The sequence below is a fragment of the Halomonas alkalicola genome (assembly GCF_030704205.1).
In the GTDB taxonomy this organism is placed as follows: Bacteria; Pseudomonadota; Gammaproteobacteria; order Pseudomonadales; family Halomonadaceae; genus Halomonas; species Halomonas alkalicola.
Map to the genome: position 1 here is coordinate 453,317 of NZ_CP131913.1, position 19,905 is coordinate 473,221.

At 69.1% G+C, this 19,905-nt stretch carries 21 protein-coding genes; 11 read left to right on the forward strand and 10 right to left on the reverse strand.

Going from position 1 to position 19,905, the window contains the following annotated elements:
- Window positions 1–69: 69 nt before the first annotated feature.
- The 3 genes from B6N23_RS02165 (at window position 70) to B6N23_RS02175 (ending at window position 2,826) form a co-directional block, all read left to right on the forward strand.
- Complete coding sequence (locus B6N23_RS02165) at window positions 70–1,218, forward strand: YjbH domain-containing protein (protein ID WP_305501570.1); 1,149 nt, start codon at window positions 70–72, stop codon at window positions 1,216–1,218.
- A 55-nt stretch (window positions 1,219–1,273) separates the two neighbouring features.
- On the forward strand, window positions 1,274–2,134 hold the full coding sequence (locus B6N23_RS02170; RefSeq protein WP_305501571.1) for a YjbH domain-containing protein: 861 nt from the start codon (window positions 1,274–1,276) through the stop codon (window positions 2,132–2,134).
- A 113-nt stretch (window positions 2,135–2,247) separates the two neighbouring features.
- Window positions 2,248–2,826: an OmpW/AlkL family protein gene (locus tag B6N23_RS02175; protein ID WP_305501572.1), complete on the forward strand. Its 579-nt coding sequence runs from the start codon at window positions 2,248–2,250 to the stop codon at window positions 2,824–2,826.
- A gap of 82 nt (window positions 2,827–2,908) precedes the next feature.
- Here the strand turns inward: B6N23_RS02175 and B6N23_RS02180 are convergent, their stop codons facing one another.
- Window positions 2,909–3,607, reverse strand: coding sequence for a pseudouridine synthase (locus tag B6N23_RS02180; RefSeq protein WP_305501573.1), 699 nt, complete (start codon window positions 3,605–3,607; stop codon window positions 2,909–2,911).
- Window positions 3,607–4,422 carry an amidohydrolase gene (locus B6N23_RS02185; protein ID WP_305501574.1) on the reverse strand — a complete coding sequence of 272 codons (816 nt, stop codon included), beginning with the start codon at window positions 4,420–4,422 and terminating at the stop codon, window positions 3,607–3,609. The genes B6N23_RS02180 and B6N23_RS02185 overlap by 1 nt, the downstream gene beginning before the upstream one ends.
- 148 nt (window positions 4,423–4,570) lie before the next feature.
- Between B6N23_RS02185 and rarD the strand changes: the two genes are divergently transcribed.
- Window positions 4,571–5,479: an EamA family transporter RarD gene (gene rarD, locus B6N23_RS02190; RefSeq protein ID WP_305501575.1), complete on the forward strand. Its 909-nt coding sequence runs from the start codon at window positions 4,571–4,573 to the stop codon at window positions 5,477–5,479.
- Between the two features lie 65 nt (window positions 5,480–5,544).
- On the opposite strand, the gene B6N23_RS02195 is transcribed toward rarD, so the two are convergent.
- Together B6N23_RS02195 and B6N23_RS02200 are read right to left on the reverse strand one after the other, a co-directional pair.
- Window positions 5,545–6,819: an O-acetylhomoserine aminocarboxypropyltransferase/cysteine synthase family protein gene (locus tag B6N23_RS02195; RefSeq protein WP_305501576.1), complete on the reverse strand. Its 1,275-nt coding sequence runs from the start codon at window positions 6,817–6,819 to the stop codon at window positions 5,545–5,547.
- 110 nt (window positions 6,820–6,929) lie between these two features.
- Window positions 6,930–8,105 (reverse strand): RNA-guided endonuclease InsQ/TnpB family protein, encoded by a 1,176-nt coding sequence (locus tag B6N23_RS02200; RefSeq protein WP_305501577.1) that lies wholly within the window; start codon window positions 8,103–8,105, stop codon window positions 6,930–6,932.
- 202 nt (window positions 8,106–8,307) lie between these two features.
- Here B6N23_RS02200 and B6N23_RS02205 point away from each other — a divergent pair, with 202 nt between their 5' ends.
- The 6 genes from B6N23_RS02205 (at window position 8,308) to csiR (ending at window position 14,481) form a co-directional block, all read left to right on the forward strand.
- Window positions 8,308–10,020 carry a SulP family inorganic anion transporter gene (locus B6N23_RS02205; RefSeq protein WP_305501578.1) on the forward strand — a complete coding sequence of 571 codons (1,713 nt, stop codon included), beginning with the start codon at window positions 8,308–8,310 and terminating at the stop codon, window positions 10,018–10,020.
- A gap of 109 nt (window positions 10,021–10,129) precedes the next feature.
- Window positions 10,130–11,263 (forward strand): ABC transporter permease, encoded by a 1,134-nt coding sequence (locus B6N23_RS02210; RefSeq protein WP_305501579.1) that lies wholly within the window; start codon window positions 10,130–10,132, stop codon window positions 11,261–11,263.
- Complete coding sequence (locus tag B6N23_RS02215) at window positions 11,260–12,081, forward strand: ABC transporter ATP-binding protein (RefSeq protein WP_305501580.1); 822 nt, start codon at window positions 11,260–11,262, stop codon at window positions 12,079–12,081. Before B6N23_RS02210 ends, B6N23_RS02215 begins: the two co-directional genes overlap by 4 nt.
- Window positions 12,081–13,019 (forward strand): MlaD family protein, encoded by a 939-nt coding sequence (locus tag B6N23_RS02220; RefSeq protein ID WP_305501581.1) that lies wholly within the window; start codon window positions 12,081–12,083, stop codon window positions 13,017–13,019. Before B6N23_RS02215 ends, B6N23_RS02220 begins: the two co-directional genes overlap by 1 nt.
- Window positions 13,016–13,621, forward strand: a complete 606-nt coding sequence (locus tag B6N23_RS02225; protein ID WP_305501582.1) for an ABC-type transport auxiliary lipoprotein family protein — start codon at window positions 13,016–13,018, stop codon at window positions 13,619–13,621. Before B6N23_RS02220 ends, B6N23_RS02225 begins: the two co-directional genes overlap by 4 nt.
- A gap of 176 nt (window positions 13,622–13,797) precedes the next feature.
- Window positions 13,798–14,481, forward strand: coding sequence for a DNA-binding transcriptional regulator CsiR (gene csiR, locus B6N23_RS02230; protein WP_305501583.1), 684 nt, complete (start codon window positions 13,798–13,800; stop codon window positions 14,479–14,481).
- Between the two features lie 19 nt (window positions 14,482–14,500).
- On the opposite strand, the gene sugE is transcribed toward csiR, so the two are convergent.
- Entirely contained in the window at window positions 14,501–14,815 is a 315-nt protein-coding gene (gene sugE / locus B6N23_RS02235; protein ID WP_162899980.1) for a quaternary ammonium compound efflux SMR transporter SugE, read from the reverse strand.
- A gap of 284 nt (window positions 14,816–15,099) precedes the next feature.
- Here sugE and B6N23_RS02240 point away from each other — a divergent pair, with 284 nt between their 5' ends.
- Window positions 15,100–15,309 (forward strand): sugar phosphate isomerase family, encoded by a 210-nt coding sequence (locus tag B6N23_RS02240; protein WP_305501584.1) that lies wholly within the window; start codon window positions 15,100–15,102, stop codon window positions 15,307–15,309.
- A 21-nt stretch (window positions 15,310–15,330) separates the two neighbouring features.
- Here B6N23_RS02240 and B6N23_RS02245 read toward each other — a convergent pair whose 3' ends face one another.
- The 5 genes from B6N23_RS02245 to B6N23_RS02265 all read right to left on the reverse strand — a co-directional run bounded on the left by B6N23_RS02245 (window position 15,331) and on the right by B6N23_RS02265 (window position 19,900).
- A complete protein-coding gene (locus B6N23_RS02245; protein ID WP_305501585.1) occupies window positions 15,331–16,284 on the reverse strand; it encodes a 5-oxoprolinase subunit C family protein in 954 nt (317 codons plus the stop codon).
- The gene (locus B6N23_RS02250; protein WP_305501586.1) at window positions 16,281–17,006 is read right to left on the reverse strand and encodes a 5-oxoprolinase subunit B family protein; all 726 of its coding nucleotides are present in this window, start codon (window positions 17,004–17,006) and stop codon (window positions 16,281–16,283) included. Before B6N23_RS02250 ends, B6N23_RS02245 begins: the two co-directional genes overlap by 4 nt.
- Window positions 17,003–17,758 carry a 5-oxoprolinase subunit PxpA gene (locus B6N23_RS02255; protein WP_305501587.1) on the reverse strand — a complete coding sequence of 252 codons (756 nt, stop codon included), beginning with the start codon at window positions 17,756–17,758 and terminating at the stop codon, window positions 17,003–17,005. Before B6N23_RS02255 ends, B6N23_RS02250 begins: the two co-directional genes overlap by 4 nt.
- Window positions 17,759–17,804: 46 nt before the next feature.
- Window positions 17,805–18,977, reverse strand: coding sequence for an NADH:flavin oxidoreductase/NADH oxidase (locus B6N23_RS02260; protein WP_305501588.1), 1,173 nt, complete (start codon window positions 18,975–18,977; stop codon window positions 17,805–17,807).
- A 110-nt stretch (window positions 18,978–19,087) separates the two neighbouring features.
- Window positions 19,088–19,900: a hypothetical protein gene (locus B6N23_RS02265; protein WP_305501589.1), complete on the reverse strand. Its 813-nt coding sequence runs from the start codon at window positions 19,898–19,900 to the stop codon at window positions 19,088–19,090.
- Window positions 19,901–19,905: the final 5 nt, after the last annotated feature.

The following is a 19,905-nucleotide window of genomic DNA, read 5'->3' on the forward strand; positions in this document are numbered from 1 at the left end:
AAATCCAAAGCTCCCTTTGGGGTCAGACCCCAAAATCGACTTAAGGGTCTGACCCCGTGTGCCCTGCTGATGGCCACAGCGGCGGCACCCGCCGCCGCGGCAGGCCTCGCCGGCGAACTGGGTACGGGCCAGAGCGACTTCGGCGGCGTGGGCATCATGCAGACGCCGACGGCGCGAATGGCGCCCGAGGGCACCATGAGCGTGAGCTGGAGCCGCACCCAGCCCTATCGTCGCTATAACGTCTTCTTCCAGCCCACCGCCTGGTTCGAGGGGGGCTTTCGCTACGTGGAGGTGGAGAACCGCGAGTTCGCCGCCGCCGGGGACGGGCGCCCCAATCTCGACAAGGGCTTCGACATGAAGCTGCGCCTGCTCCAGGAGACCCGCTACCGGCCGCAGCTCGCCCTGGGCTTTCGCGACGTGGGCGGCACCACCCTGTTCGGCGGCGAGTACCTGGCGGCGAGCAAGCGCTGGTACGACCTGGACGTCACCCTGGGGCTTGGCTGGGGGTATCTGGGCAACCAGAGCGATGTGGACTCCCCCTTCGGCTGGGTGGCGGAGCGTTTCGACGAGCGCCCCCGCCGGGCCGGGGGCGATCAGGGCGGCGAGTTCGCCCTCGATGCGCTGTTCCGCGGGCCCATGGCGCTGTTCGGCGGCGTGGAGTGGCAGACCCCCTGGCAGCCGCTGGTGCTGCAGCTGGAGGTGGAAGGCAACGACTACGCCAACGAGCCCCAGAACAACACCCAGGAACAGGATAGCCGGGTGAACCTGGGGGCGCGCCTGGCGCTGACTGATAACCTGGAGCTCCACGCCGGCTGGCAGCGTGGCAATACCGCCATGGCCGGGGTGACCTGGAACGTCGACCTGGCCGGCCTGAGTCAGGTGAAGCGCAACCCGCCACCGGCCGATATCAACGCCCCGCCCCGGGAGGACTGGGCCGCTGTCAGCCGTGAGCTGGAGGAGAACGCCGGGATTGCGGTATCGCGCATCACCCGTCAGGGGCGCGACATCACCGTAACCGGCGAGCCGGTGACCTACCCCTCGCTGATGCACAGCGAGATCCGGGCCGGGCGCATCCTCAACGCCCAGGCCGACGAGGAGGTCGAGCGCTTCCGTTTCCGCTGGGAGAACCGCGGCCTCGGCCTGCGCGAAGGGGTACACAGCCGCCCGGCGCTGACGGCGGCGGTGGGCAGCGCCGAGCGCGCGCGAGCGCGAGGATGACCACCTCTACGGCATCTACGCCCACGCCGAGCTGCGCGACTCAGCCCGTGCCGAGGTGCTGCACGAGACGTCGCCGCAGCGCTTCCAGTGGAGCCTGGGGCCGCGACTGGACCAGAACTTCGGCGGCCCGGACGGCTACCTCTACCGGCTCATGGCGGTGCTCGAGGCGGAGTATCGCACCGATCGCAACGGCTGGTTCTCCGGCCAGCTGGCCTGGACCGCCCTCGACAACCTGGACAACTACGAGTACATCGCCGACTCCGACCTGCCCCGGGTGCGTACCTTCATCGGCGACTACCTGGCCGAATCGAGCCTGGGGATCGAGTCGCTGCAGTACACCCGCACGGCCCAGCTGGGCGATAGCTGGTATGCCATGGGCTACGGCGGCCTGCTGGAGATGATGTACGCCGGCGCCGGCGGCGAGCTGATGTACCGCCCCTTCAACAGCCCGCTGGCCCTGGGCCTGGACGTGAACTGGGTGCGCCAGCGCGACTTCGAGCAGCGCTTCGAACTGCGCGACTACGACACCTGGACGGGCCACCTCACCGCCTACCTGGAGACCGGCATCGAGGACGTGCTGGCCAAGCTGAGCGTGGGGCGTTACCTGGCCGGGGACCTGGGCACCACGCTGGATCTTTCCCGCGAGTTCGCCTCCGGGGCGCGGGTGGGGGCCTGGGGCACCTGGACCGATGCCGGCGACGACTTCGGCGAGGGCGGCTTCGACAAGGGGCTCTATCTCTCGGTGCCCTTCGATGCCATGTTCACCCGCTCCAGTCGCGACCGGGCCGAGGTCGCCTGGCGACCGCTCACCCGCGACGGCGGCGCCACCCTGGACCGCCGCTACCACCTCTATGATCTGACCGAGGAGCGCAGGCTCGGCGGATACTGGGAGGAGTACGGGACGGCGTGGGAGTAAGCTGCAAGGGCTCAAGGGGGCAAGGGTTTACCTTGAAGCTTGAGCCTTTGCGCTGCTCTACGTAGACTGCTTAAACAAGCATCACGGATGAACCATCGCTCAGGAGACCTACCATGCGCATCTTACCGCTTGCGGTTGCAGCCACCCTCTCGCTCTCGACGTTCGCCGGCCAGGCACTGGCCTACCAGGCCGGTGATGTCTATGTGCGCGGCGAATTCGAGAAATCCGATCTGGCGTCGGCCAAGTTCTCCCGCGAGAGCGGCTTCGCCATCGCCGGTGGCTACCTGATCACGGACATGCTCGGCGTCGAGCTCGGCATCGGCGAGAAGCTGGAACACGACTGCCAGCTCGACGCCGGCGACGCAGGCAGCCTCGACCGCATGCCGGTCAACCTGCTGCTGCAGTACTACCCTCTGGGTGGCATCGAGGATGCTCGCGTGCAGCCCTTCGTCGGCGTGGGCGTGAACTACACCCGCTTCTCCGGCGTCAGCACCGCCGGCCTGAGCGTGGACAACGACTACGGCTTCGCCGGCCAGGTGGGCATGGACCTGGTGATCACCGATAACCTCAGCGCCACCAGCTTCGCCCGCTATACCGAGGTGGATGCAACCTTCGAGAGCGGCGGTGAGACGGTGGAGAAGGTGCGCCTCGACCCGCTGACCGTCGGCGCCGGCATCACCTACCGCTTCTAGGCTTCGCCCAAGGTATCACTCGGGGTCAGGCCCTTAAGCCAACTTAGTTAAGTTGCCTTAAGGGTCTGACCCCGAGGCGTGCTTAGAAAGCGGCGATTTCGTCGGCGGTGAGTTCGCGCCATTCCCCTTCGGGCAGCTCGCCCAGCGCCAGCGGGCCGATGGACTCCCGGTGCAGGGCGACCACATGGTTGCCGATGGCGGCGAACATGCGCTTCACCTGGTGGTACTTGCCCTCATAGAGGGTGAGCTCGGCGACCGTCGGCTCGCGCATGGCAAGCTCCGCCGGGCGGGTGGGCGTCTCCTCGCCCTCGAGCACCACGCCCTCGGCGAAGGCCTCGATGGCGCGCGCCAGTGCATCACCCTCCAGCGGCTCGGCCAGGGTGACCCGGTAGACCTTGCCGCAGCGGTGCTTCGGGGAGGTGACCCGGTGGGACCACTGGCCGTCGTCGGTCAGGAGCACCAGGCCGGTAGTGTCGACGTCGAGTCGCCCCACCGGCTGCAGGCGCTCCACCTTGGGCAGCTCGATCAGGTCGATGGCCCGCGGATAGAGGGTGCGCCGGGCGGTGCACTCCACTCCCATGGGCTTGTGGAGCATCACGTAGCGCAGCCCCACCAGCGCTAGGGGCTCGCCGTTCCAGGTGACGCGACTCGCCTCGCCGACCTGAGTGGCGGGGTTCTTGATCACCTCGCCGTCAACGCTCACCTCGCCGCGGTGCATCGCCTTCTTGGCCAGGCTGCGGGTGAGCTCGGTGGTCTCGGAGAGGAAGCGGTCGAGGCGCATCAGAAGCCGACTCCGTCGGAGAGGGTGAAGTGGTCGGCGTCGCGCCAGGCGGGAAACTTCTCGCGGAAGTCCTTGAGCTCATCCAGCGACAGGCTGCCGGTCTTCACGAAGACGCTGCCTTCGGGCTCGTCGATCAGCGCCTCGCCCTTGGCGTCGATCAGCATGGAGTCGCCGGCGTAGGGCAACCCGTTGGCGTCCTCGCCGACGCGATTCACGCCGATCACTGGGCAGAGGTTCTCGATGGCGCGGGCCTGCAGCAGGGTGCGCCAGGGGTGGCGCCGCGGGGCCGGCCAGTTGGCCACGCAGAGCAAGGCGTCGTACTCGAAGTGCTCGCCGGGGGCCGGCTGCTGGCGCAGCCAGACCGGGAAGCGCAGGTCGTAGCAGACGCTGAGCAGGAGCCGGAAGCCCTTGAGCTCGACAATCACCCGCTCGTGGCCCATGGCGTAGCGCTCGTGCTCGCCGGCCATGCGAAAGAGGTGGCGCTTGTCGTAGGTGGCAAGCGTCCCGTCGGGGCGCGCCCACACCAGGCGGTTGAAGTAGTTACCCTGCTCCACGATCGCCACGCTGCCGGTGACGACGCAGCCGCGCTGCCAGGCCTGGTCCTTTAGCCAGGCCACGGTGCGGCTCTCCGCCATGGGCTCGGCCATCTCCCGGGAGTTCATGGTGAAGCCGGTGGCAAACATCTCGGGCAGCACGATCAGGTCGGTATCGGCCTGGCCGAGGTCGCCCAGGGTCTCCTCCAGCATCCGGCAGTTGGCCTCCGGGTCTTCCCAGCGCAGGTCGCACTGTACCAGGGTCACTCTCAGCTCGCTCATGGGGCGCTCCTGCTCGATAGGTGATTGTGACAGCAAGCGTAACCCAGGCCCGGGGCCACGTCAGCCGCCCCCGTGGCGGCTAGCCCGATAGCCTGCTAACGTACAGCTTTCCCGTCACCTTATACGCCGTCCTGGCCACGAGACCCCGATGCGCCCATCGCCCAGCCCCACCCCCGACCGTGAACCCGCCAAGGGGGTCGCCTTCGGCCTCTCCGCCTATATCCTGTGGGGCTGCTTTCCGCTCTTCTTCGCCCTGTTCCAGGGGGTGCCGGCCTTCGAGATCCTGATCCACCGGATCCTCTGGTCCTGCCTGTTCCTGGTGGGGCTGGTCACCCTGCTCAGGCGCTGGGCGCCGATCCGCAAGGCCCTGGGTGAGCCGCGCCGCCTGGGCAGCGTGCTGGGCTGCGCGCTGCTGATCGCGATCAACTGGGGGCTCTACATCTATGCGGTGGAGACCCGCCAGGTGCTGCAGGCGAGCCTGGGCTACTTCATGACGCCGCTGGTCAACGTGGCACTGGGGATGCTGGTGCTGCGCGAGACCATGCACCGGCTGCAGGCGGCGGCCGTGGGGCTCGCCGCCGTGGCAATTCTGATCCAGCTGCTTCTGCTCGGGGAGCTGCCGTGGATCAGCCTGGGGCTCGCCTTCTCCTTCGGCACCTACGGGCTGCTGCGCAAGCAGGTGCCGCTGGATGGCCTCTCGGGGCTGTTCGTGGAGACCCTGCTGCTGATGCCGCTGGCGCTGCTGACGCTGGCCTGGCTGGTCCAGGTCGACCTCTCCCACTTCCTGGGAGAGACCCGCACCACCCTGCTGCTGATTGCCAGCGGGGTGATCACCGCCCTGCCCCTGCTGGCCTTTGCCGGCGCGGCCAGGCGGCTGCGCCTGGCCACCCTCGGCTTTCTGATGTACATCAACCCCACCATCCAGTTCGGCATCGCCCTGCTCGTATTCGGCGAGCCGCTCACGGCGGTGCAGCTGGCCACCTTCGCGCTGATCTGGACGGCGCTTGCGCTCTACACCTGGTCCGCCTGGCAGGGGCGAGTGAGGGCGGCGGCCTAGGAGGCACCGCCCCGGAGCCCTGCGGGCTCCCTTCGCCGAGCGGAGCTCAGCTCCTACCCGTCAGATCAGCGCTGGCTAGCGGCCAGGGCCTGATCGAGGTCGGCGAGGATGTCGTCGATATGCTCGATGCCAATGGAGAGGCGGACCATGTCCGGCGTCACCCCCGCCTTGACCAGCTCCTCGTCGTTGAGCTGGCGGTGGGTGGTGGCGGCGGGAATCGACGAGCAGGTCTTGGCATCGCCGATGTTGACCAGGCGCAGGATCATGCCCAGGGCGTCGTAGAAACGCGCGCCGGCCTCGCGGCCGCCCTTGATGCCGAAGCTCAAGATGCCCGAGGCGCGACCGCCCATGTACTCCTGGGCCAGGCCGTGGTCCTTGTGGCTCGGCAGGCCCGCGTACTTCACCCAGGTCACCGCGTCGTGGCCCTCCAGGTATTCGGCCACCCGCTGGGCGTTGTCGCAGATCCGCTCGATGCGCAGCGCCAGGGTCTCGAGCCCCTGCAGCAGGTTCCAGGCGGCCTGGGCGGAGAGCGCCGCGCCCATGTTGCGCAGCGGCACCACCCGGGCGCGGCCGATGAAGGCGGCCTCGCCGAGATCCCGCGTGTAGCAGACCCCGTGGTAGGAGACATCCGGCTGGTTGAGCAGCGGGAAGCGCTCGGCGTGCTCGGCCCAGGGGAACTTGCCGGAGTCGACGATGACGCCGCCCACGGTGGTACCGTGGCCGCCGATGTACTTGGTGGCCGAATGGATCACGATGTCGGCGCCGTGCTCGATGGGACGCCACAGGAAGGGGGTGGGCACGGTGTTGTCGACGATCACCGGTACGCCGTGGCGATGGGCCACCTCGGCCAGGGCCTTCATGTCCACCACGCTGCCCGACGGGTTGCCGACGCTCTCGCAGAAGACCGCCTTGGTGCGCGCATCGATCAGCGCCTCGAGGCCGGCCAGGTCGTCCTTGTCGGCGAAGCGCACCTCGATGCCCTGGCGCGGCAGGGTGTGGGCGAAGAGGTTGTAGGTGCCGCCGTAGAGCTCGCTGATGGAGACGATGTTGTCGCCCGCCTCGGCAATGGTCTGGATCGCATAGGTGATGGCGGCCATGCCCGAGGCCACGGCGAGGCCGGCGAGGCCGCCTTCCAGGGCGGCGATGCGCTGCTCCAGCACCGCGCAGGTGGGGTTCATGATCCGCGAGTAGATGTTGCCCTCGACCTTGAGGTCGAAGAGGTCGGCGGCGTGCTGGGCGCTGTCGAAAGAGAACGAGGTGGTCTGGTGGATGGGCACCGCCACCGAGTGCTGGTCGTCGGGGGCATAGCCGTGGTGCAGGGCGATGGTTTCGCGCTTCATGAGGTGTCCTTGCGGTTGCTGTGGATGATCCGGCGTGGGTGGTGGGCCGACACGGCCATTTCACCAGATGGTGACTGCTCCCCGCCCTAGCGGGCGAGGCTTCCCACTTCTCAGGCAGCAACCGGCGACATGCCGGACTTACGCAAGCCTCCATGGGCAGAGACGGACAGCCCTTCCGCCTTCAACTTCACTATGCCTTGATGCTTGATATTCAGCGCCGCGTTAATGTCCCGGTCGTGCTGTGTGTGGCAGGCGGGGCACTCCCACGACCGGACGTTCAACGGCATGGCGTCCATCTTGTGTTGGCAGACATGGCAGGTCTTGGAGCTGGCAAACCACGGGTCAATCTTGACCAGATGCTTGCCCTGCTCCCTGGCCTTGTAGTCCAGCTTGGTCATCAAGGCATGCCAGGACGCATCGCCGATGTGCTTGGCGAGGCAGGTGTTTTTCATCATGTTGCTGACCTTCAGCGTCTCGACAATCACCGCTTGGTTATCGTCAACGATTTGTCGAGAGAGCTTGTGCTGGAAGTCGTTGCGGGCATTGGCGACCCGCTCATGCGCCTTGGCGACGAGTAACCGTGCCTTGGCCCGATTGGCGCTGCCCTTCTTCGTGCGGGACAACGCCTGCTGCTTGCGCTTGAGATTTTGCTGCGCCTGCTTGAGGAAGCGCGGATTGGCGATTTTGCGGCCGGTGGAGTCAATGGCCAGATGCGACAGCCCCATATCGAGGCCCACGATCTTAGCGGCGTCAACGTCCTTCAGCGGTGCCGGGGCAGCCTGCTCAGTATCAAACAGCAACGAGGCGTAGTGCTTGCCGGTGACGGTACGGGTCAGGGTGATGCTTTTCAGCCTGCCCTCGACCTGGCGATGCATCCTGGCCTTGATCGGCCCGAGCTTGGGCACCTTGATCCAGTTGTCGCCGGCCTTGACGCCGACGCAGTGATAGCTGGACTGCTTGCCACGCTTGCTCTTGAAGTGCGGATAGCCGGCTTTCTGCGCGGGGTCGAAGAAGCGCTGGAAGGCATGATCGAGGTTGAGGCACGCCTGCTGGAGGGCGATGGAATCCGCCTCTTTCAGCCAGCCGTACTTGCGCGATTTCTTGGCCACCGGCAGCAGCTTCTTGATGTCGTGCTTGGCGCTCAGCGACTGGCCGTGGCGCTGGTAGCGATGGGACATGATGCGAAGGCCGGTGTTATAGACGAAGCGCACCGCGCCGAACTGGCGGTTCAGGAACTCCGCCTGCTCGGTCGTGGGGTAGAGTCGTACCTTCGTAGCCTTCAGCATGGCGCGCCATTGGTACATGGATATATGTACAGCTTATGCTGCCGGGCCCCATACCGCAAACCCAGCAGCGCTATCGCGCTGCCCGCTTGTATCCCCGCCCGAGTGGGCGAGGGTTTACGCGGATTTTTGCTAACCCACGCTGAGCACGGCCACACATATCGTTTAGTCTCTAGGGTCACTCCCTATGCCGAACGAAGAACGGATGCTCAAGCGCTACCTGCCGATTCTCACCTGGCTGCCCCACTACAACCGCCGGCTGGGTGGCGCCGACCTGCTGGCCGGCCTGATCGTCACCGTGATGGTGATTCCCCAGTCGCTGGCCTACGCCCTGCTCGCCGGCCTGCCCGCCGTGGTGGGGCTCTACGCCAGCATCCTGCCGGCGGTGCTCTATGCGCTGCTCGGCACCAGCCGTACCCTGGCGGTGGGGCCGGTGGCGATCATCGCGCTGATGACTGGTGCGGCCCTCTCCGGGGTGGCCACCCCGGGCACCCCGGAGTACCTGCAGGCGGCCCTGGTGCTCTCACTGCTCTCCGGGCTGATGCTCGCGGCCATGGGCCTGGCCCGCCTGGGCTTCTTCACCAACTTCCTGAGCCACCCGGTGATCGCGGGATTTCTCTCCGCCTCGGGGCTCCTGATCGCCGCCAGCCAGGCCGCCCACCTGCTGGGCATCGAGGCCAACGGTTACACCGTCATTGCCCTGCTGGGCAGCCTGGCCTCAAGCCTCGACGCCGTGCACTGGCCGACCCTGGCGCTGGGAGGTGGCACCCTACTCTTCCTGCTGCTGTGCCGGCGCCACGCCAGGACGCTGCTGCGCCGCCTCGGCCTGGCCGACCCCATCGCCGCCCTGCTGGCGCGCTCGGGCCCGGTGCTGGCGGTGCTGGTCACCACCTGGCTCAGCTGGCACCTGGGGCTCGCCGAACGCGGCGTGGCAGTGATCGGCTCGGTGCCGAGCGGGCTGCCGCCGCTGACCCTGCCGGGCTTCGACGGCTCGCTCTGGTATGCGCTGCTGATTCCGGCGCTGCTGATCAGTGTGGTGGGGTTCGTGGAGTCGATCTCCATGGCCCAGATGCTGGCCGCCCGGCGGCGCCAGCGCATCTCCCCCAACCAGGAGCTGGTGGGCCTGGGCGGCGCCAACCTGGCCGCCGCCTTCACCGCCGGGATGCCGGTCACCGGCGGGCTGTCGCGCACCGTGGTCAGCGACGAGGCCGGCGCCCAGACCCCCATGGCCGGGCTCTTCACCGCACTCGGCATCGGCCTGGTCACCCTGGCCTTCACCCCACTGCTCTACCACCTGCCCATCGCCACCCTGGCCGCCACCATCACCGTGGCCGCACTGACCCTGGTGGATCTCCCCATGATCCGCCAGACCTGGCGCTACTCCCGGGCCGACTTCTCGGCCATGGCCGTGACCATCCTGCTCACCCTGGCGGAGGGGGCCGAGGCCGGCATCATCAGTGGGGTACTGCTCTCGGTGGCGCTCTTCCTCTACCGCACCAGCCGCCCCCACAGCGCCATCGTGGGGCTGATTCCCGGCAGCGAGCACTTTCGCAGCGTCACCCGCCACGAGGTGGAGACCCTGAGCCACGTCGCCTTCCTGCGCATCGACGAGAGCCTGTACTTCGCCAACGCCCGCTACCTGGAGGACACCGTCCACGCCCTGGTGGTACGCCGCCCCGGGCTCGAGCACGTGGTGCTGATCTGCTCGGCGGTCAACCTGATCGACGCCTCGGCGCTGGAGAGCCTCGACGCCATCAACGCCCGCCTCAAGGAGTCCGGCGTCACCCTGCACCTGGCCGAGGTGAAGGGGCCAGTGATGGACCGCCTCAAGCGCAGCGACTTCCTCGACGACCTGACCGGGCGGGTCTTCCTCAGCACCTACGCGGCCTGGCAGGCGCTGGGCACCCCGCCGGAGTAGCTCGCAGGCGATCACCCCGGGGGGCATACAAAGCTGTAGGTTAACGCTATGATGGGACGGCAATGATTGCCCAGGGAATGTCGACCGATAGAGAAGGAGTCTCCGCACCATGGCCTCGACCGACGCCTCGCCCGGCCGACTCCAAATGGAGGCCGGCCGGCTGCTGATCAGCGGTGACTGGACCCTCACGCACCACCGCGAGCTGCGGGAGCAGGTGCTCGCCCACCGCCGTGACGCGGCCCCCGATGCCACCCTGGACCTCTCCGGCCTCGCCGCCCTGGACACCGCCGGGGCCCGCCTGCTGGTGGAGCTGGTCGGTGCCGATCGCGTGGCCGAGGTGTCGCGCTGGGCACCTGACCTGCCCAAGGCGCGCCAGGCGCTGCTCGAGACCGTGGCCAAGGTACTGCGCGAGCCGCTGGAGCCGGAGGCGCCTCGCCGGGCGGCGCTGGCCGACTGGCTGGTCGACATCGGCGAGCGCATCACCGCCCTATGGCACCAGCAGCGCCTGCTGCTCGGCTTCATCGGCCTGACCCTCACCACCCTGCTGGCCTGCCTGGTGCGCCCCTGGCGCTGGCGGGTCACCGCGCTGGTGGCCCATGTCCATCAGACCGGGCTCAACGCCGTGCCCATCGTCGCCCTGCTCACCTTCCTGGTAGGGGCCGTGGTGGCCTTCCTGGGCGCCACCGTGCTGCGCGATTTCGGCGCCACCATCTTCACCGTCAACCTGGTAGCCTTCGCCTTCCTGCGCGAGTTCGGGGTGCTGCTGGCCGCCATCCTGCTGGCCGGGCGCACCGCCAGCGCCTTCACCGCCCAGATCGGCTCCATGAAGGCCAACGAGGAGATCGACGCCATCCGCGCCCTGGGCCTCGACCCGGTGGAGCTCCTGGTGCTGCCGCGGCTGCTGGCCATGATGGTGATTCTGCCGATCCTGACCTTTATCGGCATGCTCTGCGGCATCCTCGGCGGCGCCCTGGTGTGCATCTTCATGCTCGATATCTCGGCCACCCAGTTCCTGCTGATCCTGCAGCGCGACATTCCCCTCAACCACTTCCTGGTGGGGCTGGGCAAGGCGCCGCTGTTCGCCTTCCTGATCGCGGTGATCGGCTGCCTGGAGGGCTTCAAGGTGAGCGGCAGCGCCCAGTCGGTGGGCGAGCACACCACCTCGAGCGTGGTGCAGTCGATCTTCATGGTGATCCTGCTCGACGCCGTGGCCGCGCTCTTCTTCATGGAGATGGGCTGGTGAGCGGCGCCAACGACACGGTCATCCGGGTGCGGGGGCTGGCCAACCGCTTCGGCAGCCACGTGGTCCACGAGGATCTCGACCTGGACATCCGCCGCGGCGAGATCCTCGGCGTGGTGGGCGGCTCCGGCACCGGCAAGTCGGTGCTGCTCAGGAGCATCGTGGGCCTCAAGCGCCCCGACGCGGGCCGGGTGGAGCTGTTCGGCGAGGACCTCTCCGCCCTGCCCGCCCGCCAGCGCTCCGAGATGGAGCGCCGCTTCGGCGTGCTCTTCCAGCGCGGGGCGCTCTTCTCGTCGCTCAACCTCCAGGAGAACGTGGCCCTGCCGCTGATCGAGCATGCCGGTCTCGCCCGGCCGGACGCCGAGGACCTGGCGCGCATGAAGCTGGCCCTGGCGGGGCTTCCTCGCCACGCCGCCCTCAAGATGCCCTCGGAGCTCTCCGGCGGCATGGTCAAGCGCGCCGCCCTGGCCCGGGCCCTGGCCCTGGACCCCGAGGTGCTCTTCCTCGATGAACCCACCGCCGGCCTCGACCCCATCGGCGCCGCCGACTTCGACCGGCTGATCATGACCCTGCGCGACGCCCTGGGGCTCAGCGTCTTCCTGGTCACCCACGACCTGGATACGCTCTATACCGCCTGCGACCGGGTCGCCGTGCTCTCCCAGCGCCGGGTGCTGGTCGCCGACCGCCTGCCGGTGGTGGAGGCCAGCGACGACGCCTGGATAAGAGACTACTTTCACGGCCCCCGGGGGCGGGCGGCCTCCCGGGCCGCCGAAAACGCCGCGCCCGCCGGCGGCCAGGCCACGGACATGGAGACACCCTGATGGAAACTCGCGCCCACCACCTGGTGATCGGCCTCTTTACCGTCATCGCCGTCGTCGCGGCCCTGGGCTTCGCCCTCTGGCTCGGCAAGTCCGCCACCGACCGCGAGGTGACCTTCTACGAGGTCGGCTTCGAGAGCCCCGTCGGGGGCCTGGCCACCGGCAATGCGGTGCTGTTCAGCGGCATCCGGGTCGGCGACGTGGCCGACCTGCGCCTGGATCCGGATGATCCGCGCCTGGTGCGCGCCCTGATCCGCATCGACGCCGATATTCCGGTGCGCGAGGACACCCGCGCCAGCCTAGCCCTGGCCAACGTCACCGGCAGCATGAACATCCAACTGCGGGGTGGCAGCCCGGAGCGGCCGCGCCTGCAGGGAAGCCGCAACGACCCGCCGCTGATCCTCGCCGAGCCCTCCGCTCTGGGCTCGCTGCTCGCCGACGGCGAAACCCTGATCGGCGGCCTGAACCAGCTGATCACCAACGCCAACCGCCTGCTCGACGAGGAGAACACTGCCCGGGTCGAGCAGATCCTGATCAACCTGGAGCAGCTCAGCGAGGAGCTGGCCGCGCGCAGCGGCGAGCTCGGCGCGGTAGTCGACATCGCCGACCGGCTGGGGCAGGAAGCTACCGCCCTGCTGCGGTCGCTGGCCGGCCTGAGCCAGAGCGCCGAGACCCTGGTCGAGGGGGACGGCCGCCAGGCCCTGGAGAGCGCCGGCCAGGCCATGGGCAGCCTGCAGGGCATGGCCCGCCGCCTGGAGGAGCTGCTCGGCAGCAATGAGGAGGCCCTGGGCCGCGGCATGCAGGGGCTGGGCGATCTGGGCCCCACCATCCGCGAGCTGCGCGGCACCCTGGACACCCTGGGGCGCATCACCCGCCGCCTGGAGGAGAACCCGGCCGACTTCCTGCTGGGCCGTGAACCGATCGAGGAGTTTTCACCGTGAGACGCCTGGCCCTGCTGCTGCTGGCAAGCACCCTCACCGCCTGCACCCTGCTGCCGGAGAGCGAGCCGCCCAGCCTTCACCTGCTGCCCGCCACCCCGCTTGCCCCCGCCCAGAGCGCCCCCCTGGAGGCACGCCTGCGGGTGGAGACCCCCCAGGCACCGGCGCTGCTCTCCGGGGCACGCATCCTGGTGATGCCGGAGCCCAACCGCCTGCAGGCCTACGCCGGCGCCCGCTGGAGCGACCGCACCCCGCTGCTGCTGCGCGACCGCCTGGTGGAGGGGCTGCGCGACCGCGGCCGCCTGCACGTCCAGGATGACAACAGCCCGCTGGGCGCCGATGTGGCGCTGGTCAGCGACCTGCGCGCCTTTCACAGCGTCTATCCGCCGGCAGAGGCGCAGGGCTCGCCGGTGGCGGTGATCCGCCTCGACGCCAGCCTGGTGGACGAGAGCCAGCGACGGCTGCTGGCCGAGCGGCGCTTCGAAGTGCGCGAGCCCAGCGAGGGGACCGCCGTGGCACAGGTGGTGGAGGCCTTCGGCCGCGCCGCCGACGAGCTGGCCCTGGCCATCGCCGAGTGGAGCGAGGAGGCCATGGCGACACGCTGACGCCCGCCGGGCAAATGGCGCCATTACGGCAGGATGCCGCCGATTATTCAGATCGGCGATGTTCGGCTATGATGTCGGCAAACGATGGCTTGGATAAGAACGGCTTGGACACGTACGGCTTGAATAAGTACGGCTCGAATAAGTACGACCCAAATAAGTACAAGGACGCAGGCGGCATGGACACGACTCCCCCTCGGCAGAACCTCGGCATCAGCGCCTACCGCTGGCTCAAGCAGGACATCATCCGCGGGGTCTTCCGGCCCGGCGAGAAGCTGCTGATGAGCCGGCTCAAGGAGCGCTATGACCTCGGCGTCGGCCCGCTGCGCGAGGCGCTCTCCCAGCTGGTGGCCGAGCGCCTGGTGGTGGCGATCAGCCAGCGCGGCTACCGGGTGGCCCCCATGTCCCTGGCCGAGCTCGAGGACCTCTACGACGCCCGCGCCCAGCTCGAGGGGCTGGTGCTGCGGCTGGCCATTGAGCGCGGCGACGACGCCTGGGAGGCCGAGATCCTGGCCACCGCTCACACCCTCGCCAAGGTGATGGAGGTCAATTCCCCCGACGAGCTGCTCGATGTCTGGGACGCCCGCCACAAGGCCTTCCATACCGCCATCGCCAGCGGTTGTCGCTCGCCCCACCTGCTGCAGGTGCGCGAGAGCCTGTTCGACCAGGTGGAGCGCTACCGCCACCTGTGGCTGCGCGAGACGGTCTTCTCGGAGCAGGCGCTCAAGCGCAAGCGCCAGGAACATGCCGCCCTGGTGGAGGTGATCCTCGCCCGGGACGTGGAGCGCGCCAGCGAGATGATGCGCGAGCACCTGATGACCCCGGTGCCGATCATCACCCAGGTCATGAAGCGCCAGGCCTAGGTCAGCCCCTGCCCCGCCCTCAGCCGGCCAGCTTGAGGCCGACCAGGCCGGCCAGGATCAGCACCAGGCTGAGCAGGCGCAGCGGCGAGGCGCTGTCCCCGTAGATCAGGATGCCCAGCAGCACGGTGCCCACCGCGCCGATGCCGACCCACACCGCATAGGCGGTGCCCACCGGCAGCACCTTCATCGCCTGGGCCAGCAGGTAGAAGCTGGCCACCATGGCCAGCACGGTCAGCACGCTCGGCAGCGGCCGGGTGAAGCCGGCGGAGGCCTTCAGCCCCAGGGCCCAGGCGACCTCCAGCAGGCCGGCCACGGCCACAAGAATCCACGCCATCTCGATGATGTCCTTTCCAGGCGAGGCCGTCCCCGCTGCGCAGGCGCGCACCGGGTCGTCCCGGGCGCTTGGTTTAATGCACTGTTCGAGCCGGGCATGCTAGCACCGATGCCAGTAGTTGCAAGGGTGCCCATCGCAGGGCAATCGCAGAGACAGCACCCGCTGTCACCCTGCCGTCATCTCGGGATGGCAGGCTCAACGTAAGGAAGCGTGACAGGATAAAACATCCGTTTTATCCTGAGGAAAACACCCCGCCCGAGGATGGGCCTGTTGGAGACGACGAGATGCCTCACCTGCTGAGATTTTCCCGCGATCTGGAAGCCCGCCTCGAGACCCTGGCCGAGACCACCGGCCTGAGCAAGAGCGAACTGATCACCCGCTGCGTCGAGGGCGGCATCACCGCCCTGGAGACCCAGCTGCTGCCTACCGACAGCCAGGCCCCGACCGAGCGCAGCATCGACCAGGTGCTGCGGGAGAGCGGCCTGGGCGCTTGACGCCTTCGCCCTGAGTCCTCTCTAGCGGGCGAGTGCGGCGTGAAAGCGGCGCAGCTCGCCCAGCGCCTGCTCGCCAGAGCTTGCTACCAGCCGCACCTCCTGCCCCGGCAGGCACTGGGCCAGCCGCGAGGCGGCAAGCGGCGTCAGCGCCCCCAGCCGCGGATAGCCGCCGATAGTCTGGCGGTCGTTGAGCAGCGCGATGGGCTGGCCGTCCGGCGGCACCTGCACGGCCCCGAGGCCGATGCCCTCCGAGACCAGCGAAGCGATGCGGCACTGCAGCCGCGGCCCGGTCAGCCTCACCCCCATGCGGTCGGCGCGGTCATCCACCCGCCAGGCCGAGTTGAAGGCCTGGAACAGGCTCTGGGCGGTGAAGTCGCTGATCTGGGCGCCGGGCAGCAGCGCAAGCCTGGCCGGAGCGCGATAGTCGGGTCGTAGCGCCTCCGGTGCCTCGGTCGGCCCATCGATGCCCCGGGGCTCTCCCACCGTCAGGCGATCCCCTTCGGCAAGCCGGCTGCCGCGCCCGTCGAAGCCGCCCAGCCCCTCGCGCACCACGCAGGCCACGCTGCCCAGCACCGGCTCGGCGACGAAGCCGCCGGCCACCGCCAGGTAGGCGCGCAGGCCGTTGGCCGGCGCGGCGAAGACCAGCCGCTGCCCTTCCTTGCAGGTAATGCGCTGCCACAGCGGCAGCGGCTCGCCGTCCAGGGTGGCCCCCAGGTCGGCACCGGCCACGGCAAGCGTCAGGTCGCGCTCGGCCACCAGGGTCAGCCCGCCGAAGGTGACCTCCAGCGCCGCCGCGCCCCAGGGATTGCCCGCCAGGCGGTTGGCCCAGGCCCAGCCGTGGAGGTCGGCCGGCCCACCCTGGGTGACCCCCAGGCGGCGCACGCCGAAGCGCCCGGCATCCTGCAGCAGCGCCAGGGGGCCGGCACGTTCGACGCGAAATCCGATAACGGTATATCTTCCTTTGTCGCGACTCATCTCCCTGCCTCCATGGGCGTGGTATCGCCCCCCTCGGCCTCGAAGGCCTGCCGGTCCACGGGCACGAAGCGCACCCGGTCGCCCACCCGGAGCAGGCTGAAACCCTCGCGGTCGCGATCGAAGAGCCGCGCGGAGGTGCGTCCCAGCAGGTGCCAGCCGCCGGGGGTCACCGCCGGGTAGGCGGCGGTCTGGCGCCCGGCGATGGCCACGCTGTTGACCGGCACCCGCTTGCGGGGCGTGTCGAGCCTTGGCACTTCGAGGCGCGCGTCCAGCAGCCCCATGAAGGCGAAGCCGGGCGCGAAGCCCAGCGCGAAGACCCGAAAGTCGTGGCCGGCGTGGCAGGCGATCACCTCGTCCACCGTCATCCCGACCCGCTCGGCCACCCGGGGCAGGTCCGGCCCTACGCTAGGGTCGTACCAGGTGGGCAACTCGCGGACCTCGCCGGCATCGGCCTGCTCGTCCGGTTCGAGATCCCCCAGCAGCCCGAGCAGCCGGCGGCGGGCCTCCTCGGGGGAGAGCCTGAGCGGGTCGAAGACCACCAGCAGGGTGGTATAGGAAGGCACCAGGTCGACCAGCGCCTCGCCGAAGGCCGCCTCGCAGCGCCGCGTCAGCGGGGTGATCCAGGCCAGGTTGGACTCTTCGATGCGCTCGAAGAGCCGCACCATCCACCCGTCCAGGCCGGCGGACTCCAGCCGCGGCAGCCGTGCGTCCTCCCCCCTCATGAGCCGGCCTCGATCTCGTCGAGGGCCTGGCGGATCGCCCGCACCGCGGCGATGGACTCGGGGTTGTCGCCGTGCACGCAGAGGGTGTCAGCGGCCAGCACCAGCTCGCTGCCGTCCCTGGCGGTGAGCGGCTGGCCGGTGGCGATACGCCGCGCCTGGTCCACGATCACCGCCTGGTCATGATGCACCGCCCCCGTCTCGCGCCGGGAGACCAGTCGCCCCTCGCCGTCGTAGGCGCGGTCGGCGAAGGCCTCGAACCACAACGCCACCCCCTCGGCCTCGGCCAGCGCCCGGGCCGCCGCGGTGTCGCGGGTGGCCATGGTCATCAAGGGCAGCGCGGGGTCGAAGGCGAGTATCGCCCGCATCACCGCGGTCATGATCTCCGGGTCCCGGGCCATGTCGTTGTAGAGGGCACCGTGGGGCTTCACGTAGCTCACCTCGACCCCTTCCCCCCGGCACATGCCGTGAAGCGCCCCGAGCTGGTAGAGCACCAGGTTCTCGACCTCCTCGGACGAGCAGGCCAGGGAGCGGCGCCCGAAGCCCACCAGATCCGGGTAGGCCGGGTGGGCGCCGACACGCACCCCGTGCCTCTTCGCCAGGCGCACCGTCATGCGGATCACGTCGGGGTCCGAGGCGTGGAAGCCGCAGGCGACGTTGGCCAGGTCCACGTGGGGCATCACCTCATGGTCGAGCCCCATCACCCAGGGGCCGTAGCTTTCCCCCATGTCGGCGTTGAGCAGGATAGGTGTCATGGAGTCTCTCCTTGTGAAACAGGATTGGGCCCGGGGCCTGGAAGTTCTAGAAGATATTGGAGCGTTCGTACTGGCTCGGCCAGGCCACGTTCCGGGCCTTCAGCGCCGCGGCGGCCCGCAGCGGCCAGACCGGATCGGCCAGCAGGGCCCGCCCGAGGATCACCAGGTCGGCCTGGCCGTTGGCGATCACCGACTCGGCAAGGTCGGGACTATGGATCAGGCCGACGGCACCGGTCGCGATCTCGGCCCCGCTGCGCACCGCCTGGGCCAGGGGAATCTGGTAGCCGGGGTGGATGGGAATCGCCTGGCGGGGGTCGTTGCCACCCGAGGAGCAGTCGATCAGGTCCACCTGGCCCAGCGCCTTCAGCCGCGCGGCCAGTCGCACCGTCTGCTCCAGGTCCCAGCCTCCCTCGACCCAGTCGGTGCAGGAGAGGCGCAGGAACAGCGGCAACTCCTCGGGCCACTCCTCCCGGGTCGCCGCGATGGACTCCAGCAGGAAGCGGATGCGATTGTCGAAGCTGCCGCCGTAGCCATCATCGCGCCGATTGCTCAGGGGGGACAGGAACTGATGGATCAGATAGCCGTGGGCGCCGTGCAGTTCCAGCGCCTTGAAGCCCGCCTCCCGGGCACGGCGCACGCTGGCCTTGAGGCTGGCGATGGACGCCTCGATCTGGTCGACCGACATGGCCTCGGGCGTCGCCCAGCCCCGGGCATAGGGCAGCGCCGAGGCCGAGACCTGATCCTGCCAGCCCCCCTCGGCAGGCGTCAGGGGGCGTGAGCCCTCCCAGGGGCGCCCCACCGACGCCTTGCGCCCGGCGTGGCCCAGCTGGATCCCCGGCACCGCACCCTGGGCCTCGACGAAGGCGGCGATGCGGGCCAGGCGGTCGCGCTGCTCGTCGTTCCAGAGCCCGAGGCAGTGCGGGGTGATTCTCCCCCGGGGCTCGATGTGCACCGCCTCGGTGAACACCCAGCCGGCGCCACCGGCGGCCCTGGCACCCAGATGAACGAGATGCCAGTCGTTGGTCAGGCCGTCGTGCCCAGAGTACTGGCACATGGGCGAGAGCATGATCCGGTTGCGGGCGGTGACCGAGCGAAACTGGATAGGCCGGAACAGGTGGGGGTCGGGGTCGCGGCGCAGGACCCGGCGCTCATCCTCCCCGCCGGAGCGTGAGTCGATGATGGCACCCTGCGCCGCCGGGTCAGGGGTGATATCGGCCATGGCCAGGCCTCCTTGTCATTGTTGTGTGCGTGGCTGTCTGCGTTGTTGTGTGCGTAGCTGTCTGCGTTGATTTCTGGCTTGTTGGAAGTGTTCCGTGTGCCGCCGTCGGCTCATGAATCGAGGGTGCCGCCCCTGCTGGCGAGGGCGCGCCTGAACCGCCACTGGCTGATCAGGAACAGCGTCGCGCTGACGCCCATGGAAGCCAGCAGCGCGAGCAGGAAGACTCCCATCGGAGGCAGGTGGCCGACCAGTGCCGCCGTCACCACGCCGAAGGCCACCAGGCTCAGCATGCCCTTCTGGGCCATGCTCACGGTGGCACGCGCCACATCGGGACCGTAGCGCTCATGCAGGGTCCAGCCAATGGTAAACAGCCCCACCGGGAACCCCACCAGCATGCCGGAAAGCAGCGGGCCCGACTTGACCGCCAGGGTGGTCGCCACGCTCACCAGCACGCCGGCCAGCAGGCCGCGCAGCGCCAGGTCGAACCAGCCGGATCGCGCCACCACGACGGGCTGGCGCAACCGGAGCCCCCGCCGGATCCCCTCCGCCAGCAGCAGTATGGCGAGGTACATCAGCACCGCGCCCCCCACCCCTCCCGGCACCCGCGAGAACAGCAGGGCCGCGGGCACCCAGCACAGCGTGGCGAGACCCAGGCTGGCCAGGGCGCTCAGCCGTCCGGCGGTGACCACGAAGCTGATGCTGAACAGCAGGGTGGCGACCAGCGCATGCAGGGTCGAGAGCGCCGCGGCCTGGATGAACTCGGTCGAATGGTCCCGAAGCATGAAGAAGTAGCCGGGGCCCAGGACGATGGGGGTTCCGGCGATGATACCGCCCAGCCGCGGCCCCAGCTTGCCGACCGCAAGCGACACCCCGACCACCACCACCGCCGTGGCGATGAGCTTGGCCAGCAGAACGCTCAGCATGCTGA

What these genes read in the sequence shown, in the direction of transcription:
- sugE (WP_162899980.1), bottom strand. Translation starts at nt 14,815, where the DNA reads ATGGCGTGGATTCTTGTGGCCGTGGCCGGCCTGCTGGAGGTCGCCTGG.
- B6N23_RS02180 (WP_305501573.1), bottom strand. Translation starts at nt 3,607, where the DNA reads ATGCGCCTCGACCGCTTCCTCTCCGAGACCACCGAGCTCACCCGCAGC.
- B6N23_RS02255 (WP_305501587.1), bottom strand. Translation starts at nt 17,758, where the DNA reads ATGACACCTATCCTGCTCAACGCCGACATGGGGGAAAGCTACGGCCCC.
- B6N23_RS02220 (WP_305501581.1), top strand. Translation starts at nt 12,081, where the DNA reads ATGGAAACTCGCGCCCACCACCTGGTGATCGGCCTCTTTACCGTCATC.
- B6N23_RS02185 (WP_305501574.1), bottom strand. Translation starts at nt 4,422, where the DNA reads ATGAGCGAGCTGAGAGTGACCCTGGTACAGTGCGACCTGCGCTGGGAA.
- B6N23_RS02260 (WP_305501588.1), bottom strand. Translation starts at nt 18,977, where the DNA reads ATGGCCGATATCACCCCTGACCCGGCGGCGCAGGGTGCCATCATCGAC.
- B6N23_RS02200 (WP_305501577.1), bottom strand. Translation starts at nt 8,105, where the DNA reads ATGCTGAAGGCTACGAAGGTACGACTCTACCCCACGACCGAGCAGGCG.
- B6N23_RS02205 (WP_305501578.1), top strand. Translation starts at nt 8,308, where the DNA reads ATGCTCAAGCGCTACCTGCCGATTCTCACCTGGCTGCCCCACTACAAC.
- B6N23_RS02240 (WP_305501584.1), top strand. Translation starts at nt 15,100, where the DNA reads ATGCCTCACCTGCTGAGATTTTCCCGCGATCTGGAAGCCCGCCTCGAG.
- B6N23_RS02250 (WP_305501586.1), bottom strand. Translation starts at nt 17,006, where the DNA reads ATGAGGGGGGAGGACGCACGGCTGCCGCGGCTGGAGTCCGCCGGCCTG.
- B6N23_RS02165 (WP_305501570.1), top strand. Translation starts at nt 70, where the DNA reads ATGGCCACAGCGGCGGCACCCGCCGCCGCGGCAGGCCTCGCCGGCGAA.
- B6N23_RS02175 (WP_305501572.1), top strand. Translation starts at nt 2,248, where the DNA reads ATGCGCATCTTACCGCTTGCGGTTGCAGCCACCCTCTCGCTCTCGACG.
- csiR (WP_305501583.1), top strand. Translation starts at nt 13,798, where the DNA reads ATGGACACGACTCCCCCTCGGCAGAACCTCGGCATCAGCGCCTACCGC.
- B6N23_RS02265 (WP_305501589.1), bottom strand. Translation starts at nt 19,900, where the DNA reads ATGCTGAGCGTTCTGCTGGCCAAGCTCATCGCCACGGCGGTGGTGGTG.
- rarD (WP_305501575.1), top strand. Translation starts at nt 4,571, where the DNA reads ATGCGCCCATCGCCCAGCCCCACCCCCGACCGTGAACCCGCCAAGGGG.
- B6N23_RS02195 (WP_305501576.1), bottom strand. Translation starts at nt 6,819, where the DNA reads ATGAAGCGCGAAACCATCGCCCTGCACCACGGCTATGCCCCCGACGAC.
- B6N23_RS02245 (WP_305501585.1), bottom strand. Translation starts at nt 16,284, where the DNA reads ATGAGTCGCGACAAAGGAAGATATACCGTTATCGGATTTCGCGTCGAA.
- B6N23_RS02210 (WP_305501579.1), top strand. Translation starts at nt 10,130, where the DNA reads ATGGCCTCGACCGACGCCTCGCCCGGCCGACTCCAAATGGAGGCCGGC.